The following is a 19915-nucleotide window of genomic DNA, read 5'->3' as shown; positions in this document are numbered from 1 at the left end:
GTTTCAATGCTTAAAGGCATTAAATTTAAAAATATATTTTTCATTATGTTGGGTGCAGCAATTTTCAGTTTTGGTTTTGTTCATTTTAACATTCAAAACCAACTTGGTGAGGGAGGATTTAGCGGGATCACCTTAATTTTATTTTTCGTATTCAAACTTGATCCTGCTTTAATGAATTTAATTCTCAATATCCCAATGTTTATTCTCGGATGGCGTCTTTTGGGACAAAAAGTATTTGTCTATACAATCATAGGAACGGTTTCCGTTTCGATATTTTTAAAAATATTCCAGATTTATGAAATTAACATTCATATACAAGATGATTTATTTTTAGCCGCCCTTTTTGCAGGCGTATTTGTCGGAGTGGGGCTTGGAATCATTTTCAGATATGGTGGTACTACTGGTGGCGTGGATATCATTGCAAGGCTTGCGCACAAATATGTGGGCTGGAGCATGGGTAAAACAATGTTCATGTTTGATGCAGCGGTCATTCTTCTATCTTGGTTAACTTTCTTGGATTCGCGTTCCATGATGTATACATTAGTAGCAGTCTTTATAGGTGCAAGGGTAATCGATTTCGTTCAGGAAGGTGCCTATGCTGCCCGTGGTGCATTTATTATTTCGGAATTCCAACATGAAATTGCTGACCGAATCGCCAGTGATATGGACCGTGGTGTTACCGTTTTAAGAGGTTTTGGGCACTTTACTAAAACGGACCGTGAAGTATTGTACTGTGTAGTAGGAAAAAATGAAATTGTTCGCTTAAAAAATATCATCACATCTATTGACCCTCATGCATTTGTTTCCATGACAGAAGTTCATGACGTTATGGGAGAAGGATTTACACTGGATGAACAAAAACGTCCTCTGGATTAAATAAACAAACCTAACAAATAAATATCAGAACGAAAAAACTCACGTAGCATGTCATTCATGCACGTGAGTTTTTTTCTATTCGTCTCGGCTCATGCCAGTATAAATTAATACTAAACGCAGTAATTCAAGAACACCTACTGCAGCTGCAGCAACATACGTCATGGCAGCGGCATTTAATACTTTACGAGCGTGTGTTTCTTCTTCGTTACGAATAATTCCATGAGAAACAATTTGTGTCATAGCACGGCTAGAAGCATTAAATTCGACTGGTAATGTAACAATTTGGAATAATACGCCAACTGCTAATAAAACGATACCTAGTAATAAAAAGTTGGACATACTTGCAAAAATTCCAATCATTACGAAAATCCATGATGCGTTTGATGAAATGTTTGCAACCGGTACTAACATATGACGGAACTTTAAAAATGAATATGCTTCTTTGTGTTGAATTGCATGACCAACCTCGTGTGCTGCAATTGCAGTTCCTGCGACTGAAGCTTCATGATAGTTGTGTGAAGATAATGCAACAATTTTCGTTAATGGATTATAATGATCGCTCAAGTATCCGTGACTTTCCACCACTTTCACATCTTGTAAACCATTTTGATCTAAAATTAAACGTGCTACCTGAGCACCTGACATCCCAGAAGTTGAACGTACTTTTGAGTATTTTTTATACGTTCGTTTTACTTTAAATTGCGCGTACAATGGTAACAACAATAATACGGCAAAATACACTAAAAAACCCAAATGGATCATCCCCCTATTTTCTATCTACCACTTATTTTATCTGCCCAGATATAATTGAGCAACTAATTAGATTGCTCAATTGGTGACGATTTGATGACCTTAATCGCTATTAAGATACAAGCAATCGACAACCAGAATGTAAAGTACCCTATTGTTTGGTAATGTTCGCTTAAGCTGCGATAAATCGGCATTTGCCCAAAAACATAGTCAATCACATCATTATGTAATGTCCAGATAGCAGCAATTAGTATATGTATCCATTTAAATTTATAAAAAGGAATGTATAAAACTGCTTGAACTGCCATTGCAAAATGACTTGCAATAAGCATCCAACCGACGATACCGATCGGGCTGCCTTCAAACTGAGTCCAAATGTTCATCACAACTGCCCACAGCCCATATTTCACTAATGTAATTAGAGCAAGCGCTTCTATTAGTTTAAAATGACGGTTTATCAGCCATCCAATAAGAGCAATTGAGAAGAATAAACTGGCAGTGGGACTGTCTGGTACGAAAATCAAGAAAATCGGATCCGTTATTGCAAGTTGCCACCCATACCAATAATACCCATAAGCAGTTCCTAATATATTGACGATGAGCAACAACCACATGAATGATTTATGAAATAAAACGAATTTTATTTGAGTTAGTAAAGTATGCACTTCCTACCACTCCTTTATGTACAAAAAAAGAGTCAGTTCCCTGACTCTCTTTTCAAAAATCTATTATGGTGTTAACTCATCAATGAATGTAGCTAACTCTTTTAATTCTTCATCAGTACCTTTAAACGTTCCAGCTGGCATAGTACCTTTACCATTTTTCGCGATTTCTATAATTTCTTCAGCTGTTTTATCAGTAGTTGCTAAAGATGGACCAATACCACCTTCGAATGCATTACCGTGACAGCCGATACAAGATGCTTCCGAGTAAATTTTATACCCTTCTGCTTCTGTGTCGAATTGTGCTTCCTCACGAATTTCACCTTGAGCTTTTGCTGCTTCCCAGTCATGGTTCACAACAGATTCCCAAGTCAGGTAGAACATTGATGCCAATGCAAGTAACATAAACGCCGTTGGCAAAGGACGTTTAAATGGACGACGCTCAGGACCTTTGTCCAAAAATGGTGCAAGTAAAAGTGCTCCAAACGCAAGCCCTGGAATAATGATTGCTCCGATAACATTGAAAGGACCAGAAGCAAATTCATATTTTAACAATTGATATAAGAACAAGAAATACCAGTCCGGTAACGGTATGTAACCTGTATCTGTTGGATCCGCTTGTCGTTCAAGTGGTGATGGATGTGCAACAGTCAAGATTAAATAACCAATTAAGAAAACAGAACCAACCAACCATTCTTTCAATAAAAAGTTTGGCCAGAACGCTTCAGTTTTACCCGGATACTCGGAATAGTCTTTTGGAATATTCGGTTTGCGATTAGCAGGTACACGAGAATCCCCGACAAATTTCATCCCTTTTCCGCGATGCATATTGTCCCCTCCTTTTAGAAATCATCAAAGACGCTGTATCTTACAACGGTCCTGAAATACCTTGTTTACGAATCATGATAAAGTGTGCTGCAAGCAACCCAAGCAAAGCAGCTGGTAAGAAGAATACATGAATCGCAAAGAATCGTGTTAACGTTTGTGCACCGAGGATGTGTTCATCACCGGCTAACAAGGTTTTAATTGCGCCTCCGATAAATGGCACGGATGCAGCAATTTCAATACCTACTTTCGTTGCAAACAACGCTTTCATGTCCCAAGGAAGTAGATAACCCGTGAATCCTAAACCTAACATGACGCCTAAAATCAACACGCCTACTACCCAGTTTAATTCACGAGGTTTTTTATAAGAACCTGTAAAGAATACGCGTAATGTATGAAGGAAAATCATCACGATTACAAGTGAAGCTCCCCAGTGATGCATACCACGCACAATTTCACCGAATGCTACTTCATTTTGCAAGTAGTAAACAGATTTCCATGCATTTTCAATATCCGGTGTATAGTACATTGTTAAAAACATACCAGACAGAATTTGAATTACCGTGATGAAGAACGTTAAGCCCCCAAAACAATAAACGAATGCTGAAAAATGATGTGCAGGGTTAACGTGCTCTGGAACTTCATGATCTGCAATATCACGCCAAATAGGAGTAATATCCAGACGTTCATCCACCCAATCATAAATCTTATTTAGCACTGACGTCGTACCCCCTTACTTAACTAATGTATTTGGTCGTGTTTTACCGATTTGTAAAAGACCATCTTTTTCACGTACTTCAAACTCGTCCAACGGACCTAGAGGTGGTGTACCTTTAATGTTTTTACCGTTCTTTTCATAACGACCAGCGTGACATGGACAGAAGAATTGATCCGGGTGATCCGGGCTACCTGCCCAATTAACCGTACAACCTAAATGTTTACATACTGGTGATAGCGCGATAATTTTGTCGCCATTTTTGTAAACCCATGCAGTGCTTGTTACTTCAGATGTATACCATGCATCTACTTGTTCAAATGCAAAGTCGACACGTTCCGGCACATCAGTGATATCTGCCACTTTTTTATCAGTTGGTATAAAGTCTCCACCACCAGCTTTTTGCAATACAGGATCGATTGCAAAACGAACCATCGGCATTAACATACCTGCAGCCATAAACCCACCAACACCAGTTAATGTGTAGTTTAGGAATTGACGTCTTGATACACGATTGTTACTCATCCTTTTCCCCCCTCTAACTTTAAAGGTCAGTCCAACGGACATACTTATACAAAAAATAGTAAAACTAGGACAGTTCTATGATAGCTCAATAAAAAACGGAGGTCAATATTCCAATAGATGCGAACATGTACTTTGTGAACATTTCTTGAAGCTTATTGTCCGTTTTTTGCCCAACGGTTTGCAAATACCGGAATTATTTGTCTTAATTGATCATCCAGTACGGATTGACGCAATTTCTGGTCCATATTTTCAAGGGGAATGGATGGGGTATAGATTACGTTCAATTCAGGTGCTTCATTTGCCCATGCCATGTCACTTGAAACAAAAAACAAATGCTTAAAGCCTACATCGTTTAACGTTTCCGTCCATTCTTCTGCTAATTGCTTATAATTGGACCGTTTCGTATAAGTAATTGGTGGCATTAGGACCACCCGCCCTTTAAATTGATTTTCGATAAATGCGGTAAGTGCCATCAAAAACTCAGCACTCGAAGCATTTTGTTTCAATTGACTGGCTTGTCCATCAATCAGTAATAATGGAATCACGGCCGTGTCAACAAACTCTTTTTGTTCTATAAAAACACTCACATCTTTTGAATTCCAGTACATATCTTCATTTCCTCTCAACAAAAAACTTCATCGTGTACACGATGAAGTTAAGAATTGGATGATTCTTTCATCCCTTGTAGCAATTTAGACAATTCAAAAAAGCGTTCTTTATCATTGGCGTCCAAAGCTTCATCAATTTGTTTCAATATATGCTCTTCTCTAAATGAATTCATACTGACTTTCAGTACTTCTTCAGCAATAAGGCGATCTTTGTCGTTAATATGCAAATATTTCGGCATAAATGGGTTTTCTTCCAGTACCGCCAAATACTCTGAACTTGGTGGGACATTTGGGAAATTCAACTGAATAAACATATCTTCATTTGGATTTAAACGCAAGTCGTGAAATGATTTCTCTGCATCTGCAGTCATCAAATTTCCTTTGTAAAAGCGAAACGGCACGCCATTGGATTCTGTAACAGACATAACCATCGCTCTTGGGCAGTAATGTGCTTCTTCTACAAAATGAACTTTTTGGAGTAAATCATCATGACTTAATAAATAATTGAGGATCCATACGCATTCACGACGTTTCATTTGATATCGTTTCAAAAACCAACGCACAAATTCTTTCTTTTCCATCACAGAAACAGATGCGGTCATACTACTCCTCCTTTCACGACAAAGATTCAATCAGGTCTTGCCATCTTTCTTCATGAGGTTGTAAAAGAACTAATTGTCTACCTATTTCTAGAGCTTCTTCACGTTTTCCTTCTTCGAGTAGAAAATAAACGTATTTTTCCATGAACAACGGGTCTTCCTTATGATCAGTATATGCCAAAGAATAAAAATCGTATGCACGTTCAAAATTTTCTTCTTTCGCATAAGCTTCAGCTGCAAACGGGTATAAAGCGGACCAGTCGTCCTGATTTTGTGAGATGATTTCAATCAGTTCAATAACGTCCTGATCGCGTTCTTCAGCATGCAAATATGACACAAGAGTCAATGTAGCTTCCATATATTCTGGGTCCAGTGCGATTGCCTGACGCAGATGTTGTTCAGCCTCCACCACTTTCCCAAGCTTCAATGCCATTTTACCGGCGAATAAGTACAATTCCTTATCATATTCATCACGACTCAATCCTTCAAGAATAGCCTGATAGGCTTGCTCATGGTCTTCTAGCATGCTGTATGCTTGTGACAGTAATAAGTGCGCTGAGAAATAGTCGGGATCCAATGTTTTTACTTCATTCAGTTTACGCACCGATAAATCATACTGTCCTGCCTGGAATGCGGCATATGCATAACCGAATAGTAAATCTGGTGTTACATGATCAACTAAGGATTCTTCGTAAAAAGGAATGGCATCCTCATATGCTGCTCCTGCACTATATACTTCAGCCAGTCGTTCAGATAAACGAATTCCGGCGATTTCATCCGTTTCGTTTTTCAGATTTTCATATAAGCGTGCAGCTTCAAGATATTTTCCTGTTTCCAGAAGAAGTTCCGCTTTTGCAAAAATCAGCAAAGTTTCTCCAGGCAAAATTGCGAGTGCTTGATTGATTTTTTGCTCTGCAGATTCGTAAAAGCCCTGCATTTGATAATAATCAGCTAAACTGAGTAATGCTTGAGGATATTCTTCTTCATGTTCTTCGATGCTTGTCAGTAATAATAAAGCTTCGTCTTCCTCGTCAATTTCCATTAGTACCTGTGCTCTGTCAATCTTGAGCTGTGCTTCCTCAGGAAACAAGAACTGAAGATGTTCTAGTACTTGTTCACCTTCTTTTAAATATCCAGCTTGCACAAGCATGTTAGCAATTTCATATTGCGCGTCCGGTTCGCTTGAAAGCTGTAAAGTTTCAATCAAAGATTGAACGGCCTGTAAATCTCCAGCTTCAATCGCTTCAATAAATTGTTGACTTATTTCCATTTCCATCACCCGTTCTCTTTCTATTCATACCATATGCTACATCAGGACTACCCCATTCACAAGAAAAAACTCCCCGCTTAACGGAGAGTTTCATAAGTAGACACATTTCGCAAATGATCGAAGAAGTTAGGATAAGATACGGAAATGCACGAAGCCTGTTCAATTTCAATGGGACCTGTCGAAATAACCGAAGCAATCGCACCCATCATGCCGATGCGGTGGTCTCCATACGAGTTTAAGACCCCTCCATTAAGTGTTACAGGTCCGTTGATAATCATCCCATCATCCGTTGCTTGAATATCTGCACCTAACTTTTTCAACTCTTCAACTACGGCTGTTATACGGTCGGTTTCTTTTACTTTAAGTTCCTCAGCATCTTTGATTACTGTCGTACCATGTGCTTGCGTTGCCAGTAAAGCAATGATTGGAATTTCGTCAATTAACCTAGGTATCATTTCGCCGCCGATTTCAATGCCGTGAAGCTCAGATGTTTTAATCGAAACACTGCCAATAGGTTCTTTGTCATCTGTATCAATTTCAACTTCAATTTCAAGATTGGCTCCCATATTTTTCAGAACATCAATAATACCGGTACGTGTTGGATTTAATCCGACATTTTCCAGACGAATGCTACTGTCCTTAGCAATGGCTCCTGCCACTAAAAAGAAGGCAGCTGAGGAAATATCTCCTGGCACTTCAACATGCGTTGCAGAAAGCTTTTGGCCTCCCTGAAGTTGAATGACACCATCCTGACAGTTTACGGTAGCTCCAAATTGGCGCAACATACGCTCAGTATGATCTCGTGACACTTCTTTTTCACGGACTTTTGTCACACCATTTGCTTGAAGACCAGCAAGCAAAATAGCGGACTTAACTTGTGCGCTTGCAACGGGCATCGTGTAGTCGATGGCTTTCAGATCGGTTCCCTGAACAGCAAGTGGGGTGAACTGTCCTCCACTTCTCCCTGAGATTTTTGCACCCATTTGTCTTAAAGGTTCGATTACTCGTTTCATCGGTCTCTTCGCAATGGATTCATCGCCAACGAGGACGCTGTGGATGTTGGATCCGGCTAATATGCCAAGCATTAAACGAGTAGTCGTTCCTGAATTACCTGTATCCAAGATTTCAGTAGGTTCTTTCCAGCTTTCCATCCCGTCACTCTTGATGGTGACTTCATGACCATCCACGACAATATCGACACCTAATTTTTGAAAACAGGAAATCGTACTTAAACAATCATCCCCAAGTAAAAAACCATTGACCGTTGTTTTACCTTTAGCCATAGCACCAAACATAATGGAACGGTGAGAAATCGATTTATCACCAGGTACTTTTATAGTTCCGTGGAGGGCTACTTGGTTTGCTTGTAGTTTTATGGAATCCTTCAATACATTCACATCCTAATAATCGTATTGGATTTTCAGTTTATCTAAAATCGTGTTTAGAGTGACTAGTACGCTTTCTTATACTTAAGATATATACGTTTCATAAATTGTTTCTTCGGCTATACATTTAGCTGCTTTGCTGCGGTCTTCGAGCGTCTGGAAACTAATGACGAGAATCCCAAACACATCTTCTCTTGTCTCAACAATCCGCAAGTTTGTAATACTGATTAAACGATTTGCGAGAATACCTGTGATTTCTGAAATGACACCCGGATAATCAGGTACATCGACATATAAATCAAATACTGAATACATCGCACCTTGTGAAGTGATCGGCAATTCATCTCTGACATATTTGGCTCTCGAAAAGTAATGTTCAATATTAGATGGTTCGGCCTGCATTAACAACGTTTTTACCGTGTCCATTTCTTTTTGCCATTTTGTTAATTGATCGACCAATTCGATTCGGTTCTGAAGAGTGATGTCTCTCCACATAACCGGATTGGAAGACGCAATTCTTGTGATATCCCGAAATCCACCTGCTGCGAGTTGGCGCGTGAATGGATATTCTTCATTCTCACTAGATAATTGGTGAACTAAAGATGCCGCAACCAAATGGGGAAAGTGGCTAACTACCGCTGTCATATGATCATGTTCCAACGCAGTCACTCGTAGAAGTTTTCCTTTTGTCGGGAGTAATAACTTTTCCAGGATATGAATTTTCTCTTCTTCTTCGTGCTCGAGTGGAGTAACCATATAGTAGGCATTTTCAAATAAATGTGCCTTTGCAGCCTCAATACCACTTTTGTGTGAGCCAGCCATAGGATGCCCGCCAATAAAAGTGAGTCCTAGTTTTTTAAGTGATTTTGCTTTTTCCATTATGATTTTCTTAGTACTACCAGTATCAGAAAGAATAACATCTTTTTTGAGTTGCCAATGTTGGGCTTCGTTCATTAATTGAAGTGTTGCATTGACCGGTGTTGCAAAGACAATGATATCTGCCATTTTGGCAGAATCTTTAAGGCTAAGGGCCATGTCATGGATAACGCCTAATTTTTTAGCTTTTCGAACGGTGTGGGAGTCTGTATCAAAACCCATCACTTTCACTTCAGGATTTTTTTGGATTGCCAAAGCCAATGATCCACCTATTAAGCCTAGACCCACTATTAAAACATGCGTTGTCATGCAAGTACCTCTAATTCTGTTAATACATCAGTCAACGACTGCAGGAAAACCTCATTTTGCTGTTTCGTGCCAATTGTAATACGGATATATCCCGGCGTTCCAAGTGCATTCCCGCTACGTATAATAAAACCTTTTTTCAGGAGCCCTTCAAATACTGTATCTGAGTCAGCTTTAACTTGGAGAAGTACAAAGTTTCCTTGAGATGGATAAATATGAAGTTTGTGTTTTGTAGCATACTCCTTAAATTGTTTTTTTCCGGATTCATTTTCGATCACACATTTTCCGATGAATGATGAATCATGTAAAGCAGTCAATGCTGCACCTTGGCTTATGACCGTATTGTTGAATGGTTCTCTTACCGGATCTAGACGGGCAATCAATTCTTTTTGCGCTACTGCATAACCCACACGGAAACCTGCGAGCCCATACGCTTTTGAAAAAGTTCGTAAGACAATGACATTGCCGTATTTTTTTAGAAGTTCAAGTGAGTTTTTATATGTAGGGTCAGTTATGTATTCGAAATAAGCTTCGTCTAAGACGATGAGTACATCTTCTGAAATTTTTTGAACAAATTGTTCTAGCTCTTGCTGATTAATGAGCATGCCCGTCGGATTATTTGGTGAACACAGCCAAACCACCGCTGTATTTCCATCAATTTGACGTGTCATTTCTTCCAAATCATGCTCTCCGTCTTTCAGTTGAACTTCGCGGACCTCTGCACCTTCAATGACTGCATTATGTCGATATTGCGGGAAGGTAGGGATGGCCATTACGGTGTTGACTCCAGGTTGAAGTAAAGCACGTGAAATCATCATAATAATTTCGTCCGAGCCATTTCCAAATAACAATTGCTGTTCTTCCACACCTAACGCTTCAGCCAAGGCCTGGCGTAAACTACTTGCGTATCCATCTGGATATATGGCATGATTTGTCGCTTGGTTTTCCAGGAACTCATTAACTTTCGGAGAAGTTCCAAAAGGGTTTTCGTTGGAAGCAAGCTTTACAATATGATCTAAGCCATACATCTTTTTCACTTCATCGATGGAACGTCCTGGTTGATATGGTTTCATCCCTGTTAATTGGTTTTTCCACTTCATCGTCAATCGCCTCTACCTTCTTACTTAATGTTTGTTAGTAAATCGGGTCGTAATTTAACTGCATCGTTCAAGTATACATGAAGTATATCGCGTTGTGATTTTTCGGTATTGACATGCATTAATACCCGTATGCACAATGGCATGGCACCAGGCACATCCATTTCATGTGTACACATAACAGGTACGTATGTCCAATCTGGAATGCTGCGCACGGCTTTAGCTGGAAATGCAGAAGCTATATCAGTAGTCGTTGAAACGATAACTGAAGCAACATCCTCAGGTTTTACGTCGTTTTCTTTAGCCATAGCCAACACCAGTTTTTCTGTCTCCGCCAAAACTTGAGCTGCCGAATCTTCTGTTACAGTTGTCGCTCCTCTTATACCTCGTATCATGTTTGCACCTCCTTACTCCATTGTCTTAATTGCTCATGCGCCTTCACTACTTCTTCAAGGGGAACAATTTTCATACAAGGTTTGCCAATCTTCTCAAGTAATACAAAGTGAAGGTCTCCAAAAGATGCCTTCTTATCCCGTTTCATATAAGGAATAAGCTGATCGATTTCCTGCGTTAACACGGGTTGAAATGAATAGCCCAATTTTTGCAGTGCATGGAATAGTTTTTTGGCAGTACCTTCTGGTAGAGACAGTAAACTTTCACTCAACTGAAGCGAAATCACCAGTCCGATTACGACAGATTCCCCATGCGTGATATTACCGTAACCAACTGAAGCTTCGATTGCGTGTCCATATGTGTGACCTAAATTCAGATATTTCCGTACCGATTGTTCAAACTCATCCGCCTTCACAATGTCAGCCTTTACTTGAATGCCTTTGACTAGAAAAGATAACTTTTGCTCTTCCGACATATTTTCAAGAGATTGATACGATAACAACTCTTCCAACCATCTCTCATCAGATATAAGTGCATGTTTGATAACTTCAGCCATACCTGATAAAACTTGTTGATGAGGTAAAGTTGTTAATGTTGAAGTATCAAAAATGACTGCTTCAGGCTGATAAAACGACCCAATCATATTTTTCCCTTGCGGATGATTGATTGCCGTTTTTCCTCCGACTGCACTATCATGAGCTAAAATAGTCGTGGGACATTGAATAAATGGAATACCGCGCATAAATGTAGAAGCTACGAATCCGATGACATCACCGCATGCTCCACCTCCAAAAGCAAACAGAATGGATTTTCGGGTACATCCTTTTTCTAACAAGAACGACTGACATGCCAAAAAGGTCTCGAAAGTTTTACTGGATTCTCCAGACGGTAATTGACATACATGAACTGCTGTATCCAAAAAAGATTGGAGAGGCTTCAGCAATTTGTCCAAATGCAGTTCAGCGACTGCTTCGTCGACAAAAATCACTGCATGATCTGCTTGTCGAATTTGCTGTTCATACAAAGCTAAAGCATTTTCATAAATGGTTGAACCCACATGAACCTTGTAAGACTTGCTTTCCGTCTCGATTGAAATAGTATTCATGATTTAGAACTCCTTTGTATAGGCGCGGTGCTGATTGATTGAATTAAGTAGTTGTGGCATTTGATCACTATGGAATTGCTCTAAAATCGCATTGGCAATTTCCCATGCGACTACATGTTCCGCCACAACTGAAGCAGCTGGTACTGCACAACTGTCTGAACGCTCAATACTTGCTTTAAACGGTTCTTTAGTGGAAATATCGACACTTTGTAAAGGTTTATATAGTGTTGGTATAGGCTTCATTACACCACGAACAACGATTGGCATTCCGGTAGACATACCGCCTTCCAATCCTCCCAAGCGATTTGTTGATCTTGTATAACCCTGTTCTTGATCCCATACAATTTCATCATGCACTTGACTGCCAGGTTTACGTGCCATTTCAAATCCTAATCCAACTTCTACACCTTTGAACGCATTGATGCTCATGACTGCCATAGCAAGTTTTGCATCGAGTTTTCGGTCATAGTGTACATAACTTCCAATTCCCGCTGGCATTCCTTCCACAATGACTTCAACAACACCACCAATGGAGTCACCGTTTTCTTTCGCTTCATCAATTGCTTTTACCATCAAAGCTGATGCCTGCGGGTCTAAGCAATAAACCGGATCCTCTTCAATGATTTCACGAATTTGCTTAACAGTCAGCCCTTCCCAAGTGGATGGATCTGCTTTAACCCCACCGATTTCGGTTACGTGTGAAACGATGCTGATTCCCATTTCCGCTAATAACTGCTTAGCCACTGCGCCAACTGCCACACGTACTGTTGTCTCCCTTGCAGAAGATCGTTCCAATACGTTTCTTAAATCGGTATGACCATATTTCATGCCGCCTACTAAATCCGCATGCCCTGGACGGGGACGCGTAATTTGACGTTTGATATCTTCAGGGTTCAAACCTTCTTCCAACGGTTCGATTCCCATGACATGTGTCCAATGCTTCCAATCGTCGTTCGTAACTACCAACGCGACTGGGGAGCCTAATGTCTTACCGTGTCTAACACCTGACGTGATATCAACTGTATCCGTTTCAATTTGCATACGTCTGCCTCTACCATGTCCACCCTGTCTTCTTTTCAGGTCTTTATTAATCATTTCTGCTGTAATGGTTAATTGTGCAGGTAATCCTTCTATAATGGCGGTCAATTGTGGACCGTGAGATTCTCCAGCTGTTAAATAACGCATAACACTTTCCCCCTTCAACTCGCTAAAGTATTTTAAGTAACACTATAACACAAACCTTTTTCATTTTCACCGTTATTTGTCCGATTAAAAAAAGTCCGAAATTTCATTCGGACGATTTACTTCAATTCTTTGTTATAAACTATAAAATTTTTCTCCGTTCATTTGTGCCGGTCTCTTCCTTTACGCTGATGCGGAAATGGATCCTTCTTTAGAGAATCAAGATTGTATACAACCCATTATATCGCAAAGATACATTAGCTTAAATTAAAAAAAGCAGTCAAATGAAAAATCATTTGACTGCTTAGTTAATTAGTTAATCCAGTTGTTAGCGTCTTTTGAATAAGAAACAAGCTCTTCTTCTTTGAAGAATAAACCGATTTCACGAACAGCGCTATCTGCAGAGTCAGAACCGTGAATGATGTTTTTGCCAACTGTTACAGCAAAATCGCCACGGATAGTTCCTGGAGCAGATTCTTTAGGGTTAGTAGCACCTACTAATAAACGAGAAGTAGCAATTACATTTTCGCCTTCCCATACCATTGCGAAAACTGGTCCAGAAGTAATGAAGTCTACTAATTCACCGAAGAACGGACGCTCTTTGTGCTCGCCGTAATGTTCGCCAGCTAGTTCAGGTGTAATTTGCATTAATTTTGCTCCAACTAATTGGAAGCCTTTGTTTTCGAAACGACCAACGATTTCACCGATTAGGTTACGTTGTACGCCATCAGGTTTTACCATTAAGAAAGTTCTTTCCATCATTAACACTCCTTCAATTATAACTTAGAGTTTAACCCTAAATAGTTATGGATACTTTATCCACCGTAAAAAATATTACCATTGTCTCTTCGTTTGTTCAACCTATTAAAATTTACGTTTGCCCATATATAGTGCAATATCACGTAATGATTTTTTTGCTAGAGACGTTGGAAGTGCATCGATTTCTTTTAATGCTTTCTGTAAATAACGATTGCTGATTGCTTTCGACTTCTCAATCGCGTCCGATTCCCTGATTCGTTTAACCAGTGCCAGTCGCTCGTCTTCAGTCATATTTCCTGTTAGAGCATACTCAAGATCGGCCCTGAATTCTGGCGAATCTTTTAAAAACAAGATCGGTAAGGTGATATTACCTTGAATCAAATCAGATCCGGCAGGCTTGCCCAATTCTTTATCGGTGGAAGTAATATCCAAAATATCATCGATAATCTGAAATGACATTCCTACATAATAGCCAAACCGTTTTAAGTGATTGGCGGTTTTTTCATCGGCGCCTGAGACCACTGCACCAAGTTGACAACTTGACGCAATCAATAATGCAGTTTTTCTTTTAATCCGTCTAAAATAATCTTGTAGTCGTTGATCCAATTTGAACTTGTCTTCAATTTGAATGATTTCTCCTACACATATTTCAACCATCGTATATGAAAGAATTTGATGCGCTTTTGGATTTTGGATGTTCGTTATGTATTCAAGCGCACGGGCAAAAATAAAATCGCCGGTATACATGGCGACTCGATTATTCCACTGTGCTTTTACCGTTAGCTGTCCCCGTCTCATTTCTGAATCATCTATTACATCATCATGTACTAATGATGCCATATGAATCAGCTCCAATGGTACGGCGACATGCTTGATTTGTTGAATTTGATAATTACCAAATTTAGCTGCCAGCAAAACAAAAACGGGCCGAATTCGCTTTCCGCCCGCATGTAATAAATGAAGAGAAGCTTCATTGAGTAAGTCTGAAGACGAATTCACCGCTATTTCCAATTCTTTTTCGATGAGATCTAAATCTGAACGCATATCAGAATAGAGCATCTTCAACTTCATCTTTTCCACAACACTAACCTTCTCCCGCTAATTAAACTTTTTTGATGCCAATATGTCTTGCAGCTGCTCCGCCGCTATATGGCTTGTACTCCACTTGTTGGAAACCAGCTTGTTCAAGCATTTTTGCAAGAGCCTTCATACCTGGGAAATCTTTCGCAGATTCCTGTAACCAGGAATACTCTTTGTAACTTTTTGCAAAGAACTTTCCGAAGACCGGCATTACATACTTGAAGTAAAAACGAAACAGTTGCTTATATATAGGCAACTCAGATTGCGATGTTTCAAGACAGACAAACATCCCGCCTGGTTTGAGGACACGATGCATTTCTTTTAGGACCTGCAAATAGTCCGGTACATTCCGCAAGCCAAAACCAATCGTTACATAATCAAAGGTATTATCAGGATAAGGTAAGTCCATCGCATTGCCATGTACGAGCTCAATCTGAGGAAACGCTTTTACTTTTTCAATTCCGACATTCAACATATTCTGACTGAAATCCAGACCGATTGCTTTTCCGTTCGAACCTACAGCTTGTCCCATTGAAATCGTCCAATCGGCAGTTCCGCAACAGACATCCAAAGTGGTGCTTCCTGGTTGAACCTTCATACGTGACATCGTGTCTTCCCGCCATTTTTTATGTTGTTGAAAACTAATGACTGAATTCATTTTGTCGTAGTTCCCTGAAATTTTTTCAAAAACTTCATGAACACGCTGTTCTTTTGTTTTGGTCATGCCTATGTCACCTTTCTCTCATGACTGACACTTGTTCATTCAATCGTAGTTTGTACAAATCTACCAAAAACTGTCGGACAGCATGACTTAGTAGATGTGATTGTGAAATGTCTTCCATCATTTTAATTTTTTGATTTGCCAGTTCACGGTTCAACAAGACAAGCCATGGGTGTGAAAAACCATATTCGCTTTCGCTTTCTGTTAAAGATTCTTGAAAGCGAGAGCTCTTTCCTAGTTTGACTAGTTCTAGTTCATTTTCGAGTCGGTGGATTAATAATCCACGGCGTACAAACGAATGATAGCCAATATACTCAAAATGTTCATGAAACTGCTCAATGGATAAGCTTTCGATGGTCTGAATTGTTTCCATCCATTTTTCGAACGACTGCTTGACATTGTCATAGACAGAAGCTTTTTTCTCACTGATATCGATGATGCCATTTGATAATGAGCGTATTAAATCAATATTGGACAGCTTGGCTAACATTTGGTAGTAAAGACCGCTATAGTAATCTCCCGCAAGCACGGTTAACTGCTGACTTTTAGAAGAAGCATTCAATTCTTTAATCTGATCATGTGCCGCTAATGCACTATAAATGACTGCAACTGAAATAGCTGACTGTTCATGCTCGTCATTCCAATGCTCCCCATTTAAATATGGTAAAAGCAAAAAAAATAATCGGTCTTCGCGAAGATCCGGTTCGCCCGCATGAATACGAAGAGTCCGATGACGGACAGACATCAATATTTTCGACCTAAATTGTTCGATTGTTTGTTGTATGAATTGTTCGTTCATCGTACGTGCTCCATTTCGCTATATTGCCGGTGTCGTATTTTGTCATTATAGCACAGCAACGTCAGTCATTCACGTAGACTGAACCTATTTTTTCGTTTCACTGTGAATCGTGCCATGAGTTGTTTGAATCTCTGCTTTTCCACGGATTTTCATTGCTGAGGTATGTTCAGTAAATTGCGCAATCATAACTTCTCCACGATCCAGTTTTTCAGAGTGGTGAAATTTTGTATCAGTACCTCTAGTAAGACCAATTACGTGAACACCATCTTCTTCTGCGCGGATTACAATGTATTCTGTCTGTGCCATTCAGCATCCTCCTCCATGAACCTTATTGTCTATTTATCATAGCATATCCTAACATTCCAAGTTTACTTGCTTAATTCATTTGAATAAAAGATAAAATTTCATTGCGTTTAACATGATCTTCCTCGTAGATTCCACGAGCCACTGCAGTAACTGTTTTAGCGCCAGGTTTTTTAATTCCTCGCATCGTCATGCACATATGCTCAGCCTCAATTACAACATAGACACCATAAGGATTCAGCATCTCCATTATTGAATCTGCAATTGTAGACGTAATACGTTCCTGCAATTGCGGGCGTCTTGCCGTTGTCTCCACTGCTCTCGCAAGTTTGCTTAGACCTGTTACTACACCGTCTCTTGGAATATAGGCAATGTGTGCTTTTCCGTAAAATGGAACTAAGTGATGTTCGCACATCGAATGAAACGGAATGTCTTTAACAAGAACCAGCTCTTCATGATCTTCGTGGAAAACGGTTTTAAAGTATTCTTTAGGATCCTCCTGTAGACCAGAGAACATTTCAGCATACATTTTCGCCACACGTTTTGGTGTTTCCAACAAACCTTCACGTTGTGGGTCTTCGCCTACTGCTTCCAAAATCATTTTTACAGCTTCTTCTATTTTTTGTAAATTTACATTTGACAAGATGGACGCCTCCTATAATAAACACAACTTAATCAGCACAGTTATGTGTCTTCAGTTATGTATTCGACATAAATCGAGCTCTAATTCTTATTTTTAAGTTAGGCTCTGTTAAAGTTGTTGTTGTTTTCCCTTTGCGTTCTTAGCTACTGGAGTTGAATACTACATAGTTGTAGGAAACAAGCTCTTGAGGCATCCCTTGCGCAATAACAAGGCTGTCTTAGCAATGGCCCTAAGATAAACAAGGTGTATGAGATTTTTTTCAATTAATTCTACTGAATCGTAGCACACCATCAAATGTTACGCAAAAACGCTTCGTTCGTCTATATCGTTTTTTAAAAAGTGAATAGAATGCCGGAATCGACTTGTGGATTTTTACACGGTTTGATTATTGTTCGACGACAAATGTTGAGAACAAAAAAGAACGACTTCTGTGAGAATTCACAAAAGCCGTTCTTTATGTACATTCAGACGGGTATTATTTTACCGCGTCCTTAAGCGCTTTACCTGGTTTGAAAGCAGGTACTTTGCTTGCAGCAATTTCGATTTCTTTACCTGTTTGTGGGTTGCGACCCTTACGAGCAGCACGTTCACGAACCTCAAAGTTACCGAAACCAATTAGCTGGATTTTTTCACCCTTTGCAAGAGCATCTTGAATTGTATCAAATAACGCATCAACTGCTTTAGAAGCATCTTTTTTCGAAAGATCTGCAGCTTCAGCTACAGAGTTCACTAGTTCTGTTTTATTCACACCATTCACCTCCTCTCAAAGGGGATGGAATCTCAATCATGTAAAAAGAGTATCATAACCAAAAAGCCTACGCAACAATATTTCCACCACAATTTCCAACTTCATGCAGAAAAACCCCCAACAAAAAAAAGAACGGGACTTTTCGCATAGTTAAATGCGAGATCCCGTTCAGTTTTATAATATAAATGTGACCATTCCACGATCGCCTTCATTAACCATTCGTTCAATCGTTTCACGCATACGTCTCTTCGCATGGGTCGGAACAGCTTCTGTTTTGAACTTCATACTTTCCTTGAGCATTTCATGTAGCGGGGTACCAAATAAAGACGTTTGCCATAAGGCTTCACGGTTGTGAAGATACGCTTCTTTTAAATCTTTCAGTAGCTGTTGGCTATGGAATTCAGAGCCAATCAACGGTGAGAATTCGGCGTCCATATCTACACGAATAATGTGAAGTGAAGGTGCTTTGGCTTTCATACGAACACCAAAGAAATTATTTTCTTTAATTAACTCAGGAGCTGAAGGCGTGAAATCTTCCACAGTCGGTAAAGTGACACCATAACCACTTTCTTTTGCCATTTCAATGGCTTCATGGAATCTTAAATATGATTTTTTTGCATAAGATGCTTCTTTAACATATAAAAGCCAGTCTTTTTTCGTGACGATCGGCTCTTCCAAAAAATCCTGATAGACTGATTGGAACGCATCATCTGTCAAATCAATTTGAATGGATGCTTTTCCTTTACCTGCATTCACTTCAATGACTTCAGCATTTGCAACATATGGTTCCTCAGCTAAAAATGTAGCCAAATCTTTTACATCACGGATTTTAGCTACTTGTTGTGACCAAGAATCCAATGAATTCTGAATCGATTCTTTTAATGGATGATCATTCTCTAATACATCCATCCATTCCGGTTTCAATAGTTCAAATGTAGTAACCGGGAATTCGTAAAGCGCTTCTTTCAAAACAAACTGGATTTCATGAACAGTCATTTGATCTACAGCAGTCGCAATGACAGGCACGTTGTACTTGTCACATAATTCCTGACGTAATGCAAGTGTTTGATCATGGGCCGGGAATCGAGTATTCAGTACTACCACAAATGGCTTTCCAATTTCTTTTAACTGCCCGATTATCTCTTCTTCCACACCTTCGACAGCTGTTCTCGGAATATCATTTACCGAACCGTCTGTCGTCATTACAATCCCGATTGTAGAATGGTCGCGGATTACTTTATCCGTACCAATTCTTGCTGCTTCTTGGAACGGGATTGGTTCGTGATGCCAAGGAGTGTGAACGTACTTAGGACCGTTCTCATCTTCATGGCCTTTTGCACCCTCAATAATATATCCTACACAATCCGCCAGGCGAATATGGAATCGGAATGCGTCGTCACCCACTTGAATGCTAGTACCATGAGCTGGCACAAATTTCGGTTCAGCTGTCATAATTACTGCACCAGGAGAGCTTTGAGGTAGTTCATCTTGGGCGCGGAGTCGGTCCACTTCATCCGTCATATTCGGAATTACTAAACTTTCCATTACCCTTTTTACAAAAGTTGATTTTCCAACTCGTACCGGTCCAACAACACCAATGTATACATCTCCATTTGTCCGTTCGGCTATTTGTTGATAAAGCTCTTCAGCCATATCGTTGCCCCCTTTCCTACGCACTTTATCGTATG

Annotated in this window: 23 protein-coding genes; 1 reads left to right on the top strand and 22 read right to left on the bottom strand. The window is 39.7% G+C overall.

Annotated elements, in window-relative coordinates; all coding sequences use genetic code 11:
* The first annotated feature begins 6 nt into the window (after positions 1-6).
* Positions 7-876, top strand: a complete 870-nt coding sequence (locus tag ACQKEV_RS07535) for a YitT family protein (RefSeq protein WP_427447848.1) — start codon at positions 7-9, stop codon at positions 874-876.
* Between the two features lie 75 nt (positions 877-951).
* Here ACQKEV_RS07535 and ACQKEV_RS07530 read toward each other — a convergent pair whose 3' ends face one another.
* The 22 genes from ACQKEV_RS07530 to spoIVA form a co-directional block, all read right to left on the bottom strand.
* Positions 952-1638, bottom strand: coding sequence for a zinc metallopeptidase (locus ACQKEV_RS07530; RefSeq protein ID WP_427447850.1), 687 nt, complete (start codon positions 1636-1638; stop codon positions 952-954).
* A 53-nt stretch (positions 1639-1691) separates the two neighbouring features.
* Positions 1692-2291, bottom strand: a complete 600-nt coding sequence (locus tag ACQKEV_RS07525; protein ID WP_427447852.1) for a DUF1405 domain-containing protein — start codon at positions 2289-2291, stop codon at positions 1692-1694.
* A gap of 63 nt (positions 2292-2354) precedes the next feature.
* A complete protein-coding gene (locus ACQKEV_RS07520) occupies positions 2355-3116 on the bottom strand; it encodes a c-type cytochrome (RefSeq protein ID WP_427447853.1) in 762 nt (253 codons plus the stop codon).
* Between the two features lie 40 nt (positions 3117-3156).
* Positions 3157-3831, bottom strand: a complete 675-nt coding sequence (gene qcrB, locus ACQKEV_RS07515; RefSeq protein WP_427447854.1) for a menaquinol-cytochrome c reductase cytochrome b subunit — start codon at positions 3829-3831, stop codon at positions 3157-3159.
* A gap of 15 nt (positions 3832-3846) precedes the next feature.
* Entirely contained in the window at positions 3847-4353 is a 507-nt protein-coding gene (locus ACQKEV_RS07510; RefSeq protein ID WP_427447855.1) for a ubiquinol-cytochrome c reductase iron-sulfur subunit, read from the bottom strand.
* Between the two features lie 152 nt (positions 4354-4505).
* Positions 4506-4961, bottom strand: coding sequence for a DUF2487 family protein (locus tag ACQKEV_RS07505; RefSeq protein WP_427447856.1), 456 nt, complete (start codon positions 4959-4961; stop codon positions 4506-4508).
* 47 nt (positions 4962-5008) lie between these two features.
* On the bottom strand, positions 5009-5563 hold the full coding sequence (locus ACQKEV_RS07500) for a ReoY family proteolytic degradation factor (protein ID WP_427447858.1): 555 nt from the start codon (positions 5561-5563) through the stop codon (positions 5009-5011).
* 13 nt (positions 5564-5576) lie between these two features.
* On the bottom strand, positions 5577-6836 hold the full coding sequence (locus ACQKEV_RS07495; RefSeq protein ID WP_427447860.1) for a tetratricopeptide repeat protein: 1260 nt from the start codon (positions 6834-6836) through the stop codon (positions 5577-5579).
* 71 nt (positions 6837-6907) lie between these two features.
* Positions 6908-8218: a 3-phosphoshikimate 1-carboxyvinyltransferase gene (gene aroA, locus ACQKEV_RS07490; RefSeq protein WP_427447861.1), complete on the bottom strand. Its 1311-nt coding sequence runs from the start codon at positions 8216-8218 to the stop codon at positions 6908-6910.
* Between the two features lie 81 nt (positions 8219-8299).
* Positions 8300-9400 (bottom strand): prephenate dehydrogenase, encoded by a 1101-nt coding sequence (locus ACQKEV_RS07485; RefSeq protein WP_427447862.1) that lies wholly within the window; start codon positions 9398-9400, stop codon positions 8300-8302.
* Positions 9397-10497 carry a histidinol-phosphate transaminase gene (gene hisC / locus ACQKEV_RS07480; protein WP_427447864.1) on the bottom strand — a complete coding sequence of 367 codons (1101 nt, stop codon included), beginning with the start codon at positions 10495-10497 and terminating at the stop codon, positions 9397-9399. The genes ACQKEV_RS07485 and hisC overlap by 4 nt, the downstream gene beginning before the upstream one ends.
* Before the next feature lie 20 nt (positions 10498-10517).
* Positions 10518-10889 carry a chorismate mutase gene (gene aroH / locus ACQKEV_RS07475; RefSeq protein WP_427447865.1) on the bottom strand — a complete coding sequence of 124 codons (372 nt, stop codon included), beginning with the start codon at positions 10887-10889 and terminating at the stop codon, positions 10518-10520.
* The gene (aroB, locus tag ACQKEV_RS07470) at positions 10886-11992 is read right to left on the bottom strand and encodes a 3-dehydroquinate synthase (RefSeq protein WP_427447867.1); all 1107 of its coding nucleotides are present in this window, start codon (positions 11990-11992) and stop codon (positions 10886-10888) included. The genes aroH and aroB overlap by 4 nt, the downstream gene beginning before the upstream one ends.
* A gap of 3 nt (positions 11993-11995) precedes the next feature.
* Positions 11996-13177, bottom strand: coding sequence for a chorismate synthase (aroC, locus tag ACQKEV_RS07465; RefSeq protein ID WP_427447869.1), 1182 nt, complete (start codon positions 13175-13177; stop codon positions 11996-11998).
* Positions 13178-13486: 309 nt separating this feature from the next.
* The gene (gene ndk / locus ACQKEV_RS07460; RefSeq protein ID WP_427447871.1) at positions 13487-13933 is read right to left on the bottom strand and encodes a nucleoside-diphosphate kinase; all 447 of its coding nucleotides are present in this window, start codon (positions 13931-13933) and stop codon (positions 13487-13489) included.
* A gap of 105 nt (positions 13934-14038) precedes the next feature.
* Positions 14039-15013, bottom strand: a complete 975-nt coding sequence (gene hepT / locus ACQKEV_RS07455; RefSeq protein WP_427447872.1) for a heptaprenyl diphosphate synthase component II — start codon at positions 15011-15013, stop codon at positions 14039-14041.
* 22 nt (positions 15014-15035) lie between these two features.
* Positions 15036-15737: a demethylmenaquinone methyltransferase gene (locus ACQKEV_RS07450; protein WP_427447874.1), complete on the bottom strand. Its 702-nt coding sequence runs from the start codon at positions 15735-15737 to the stop codon at positions 15036-15038.
* Between the two features lie 7 nt (positions 15738-15744).
* Complete coding sequence (locus ACQKEV_RS07445; protein ID WP_427447876.1) at positions 15745-16533, bottom strand: heptaprenyl diphosphate synthase component 1; 789 nt, start codon at positions 16531-16533, stop codon at positions 15745-15747.
* Between the two features lie 84 nt (positions 16534-16617).
* Complete coding sequence (gene mtrB / locus ACQKEV_RS07440) at positions 16618-16839, bottom strand: trp RNA-binding attenuation protein MtrB (RefSeq protein ID WP_269924888.1); 222 nt, start codon at positions 16837-16839, stop codon at positions 16618-16620.
* A 70-nt stretch (positions 16840-16909) separates the two neighbouring features.
* Positions 16910-17479, bottom strand: coding sequence for a GTP cyclohydrolase I FolE (folE, locus tag ACQKEV_RS07435; RefSeq protein WP_427447878.1), 570 nt, complete (start codon positions 17477-17479; stop codon positions 16910-16912).
* A 475-nt stretch (positions 17480-17954) separates the two neighbouring features.
* Complete coding sequence (locus ACQKEV_RS07430) at positions 17955-18227, bottom strand: HU family DNA-binding protein (protein ID WP_016427421.1); 273 nt, start codon at positions 18225-18227, stop codon at positions 17955-17957.
* A gap of 174 nt (positions 18228-18401) precedes the next feature.
* The gene (gene spoIVA, locus ACQKEV_RS07425) at positions 18402-19880 is read right to left on the bottom strand and encodes a stage IV sporulation protein A (RefSeq protein WP_427447879.1); all 1479 of its coding nucleotides are present in this window, start codon (positions 19878-19880) and stop codon (positions 18402-18404) included.
* Positions 19881-19915 lie beyond the last annotated feature (35 nt).

The organism is Paenisporosarcina sp. NPDC076907, from assembly GCF_050269735.1.
GTDB lineage: Bacteria > Bacillota > Bacilli > Bacillales_A > Planococcaceae > Paenisporosarcina.
This window is presented reverse-complemented; position numbering and strand designations above follow the sequence as displayed.

Excerpts from the sequence above, each read along its gene's own strand:
- ACQKEV_RS07535 (WP_427447848.1), top strand. The coding sequence starts at position 7 with ATGCTTAAAGGCATTAAATTTAAAAATATATTTTTCATTATGTTGGGT.
- ACQKEV_RS07530 (WP_427447850.1), bottom strand. The coding sequence starts at position 1,638 with ATGATCCATTTGGGTTTTTTAGTGTATTTTGCCGTATTATTGTTGTTA.
- ACQKEV_RS07520 (WP_427447853.1), bottom strand. The coding sequence starts at position 3,116 with ATGCATCGCGGAAAAGGGATGAAATTTGTCGGGGATTCTCGTGTACCT.
- ACQKEV_RS07510 (WP_427447855.1), bottom strand. The coding sequence starts at position 4,353 with ATGAGTAACAATCGTGTATCAAGACGTCAATTCCTAAACTACACATTA.
- ACQKEV_RS07505 (WP_427447856.1), bottom strand. The coding sequence starts at position 4,961 with ATGTACTGGAATTCAAAAGATGTGAGTGTTTTTATAGAACAAAAAGAG.
- ACQKEV_RS07500 (WP_427447858.1), bottom strand. The coding sequence starts at position 5,563 with ATGACCGCATCTGTTTCTGTGATGGAAAAGAAAGAATTTGTGCGTTGG.
- ACQKEV_RS07495 (WP_427447860.1), bottom strand. The coding sequence starts at position 6,836 with ATGGAAATGGAAATAAGTCAACAATTTATTGAAGCGATTGAAGCTGGA.
- ACQKEV_RS07485 (WP_427447862.1), bottom strand. The coding sequence starts at position 9,400 with ATGACAACGCATGTTTTAATAGTGGGTCTAGGCTTAATAGGTGGATCA.
- hisC (WP_427447864.1), bottom strand. The coding sequence starts at position 10,497 with ATGAAGTGGAAAAACCAATTAACAGGGATGAAACCATATCAACCAGGA.
- aroH (WP_427447865.1), bottom strand. The coding sequence starts at position 10,889 with ATGATACGAGGTATAAGAGGAGCGACAACTGTAACAGAAGATTCGGCA.
- aroB (WP_427447867.1), bottom strand. The coding sequence starts at position 11,992 with ATGAATACTATTTCAATCGAGACGGAAAGCAAGTCTTACAAGGTTCAT.
- aroC (WP_427447869.1), bottom strand. The coding sequence starts at position 13,177 with ATGCGTTATTTAACAGCTGGAGAATCTCACGGTCCACAATTGACCGCC.
- ndk (WP_427447871.1), bottom strand. The coding sequence starts at position 13,933 with ATGGAAAGAACTTTCTTAATGGTAAAACCTGATGGCGTACAACGTAAC.
- ACQKEV_RS07450 (WP_427447874.1), bottom strand. The coding sequence starts at position 15,737 with ATGACCAAAACAAAAGAACAGCGTGTTCATGAAGTTTTTGAAAAAATT.
- ACQKEV_RS07445 (WP_427447876.1), bottom strand. The coding sequence starts at position 16,533 with ATGAACGAACAATTCATACAACAAACAATCGAACAATTTAGGTCGAAA.
- mtrB (WP_269924888.1), bottom strand. The coding sequence starts at position 16,839 with ATGGCACAGACAGAATACATTGTAATCCGCGCAGAAGAAGATGGTGTT.
- spoIVA (WP_427447879.1), bottom strand. The coding sequence starts at position 19,880 with ATGGCTGAAGAGCTTTATCAACAAATAGCCGAACGGACAAATGGAGAT.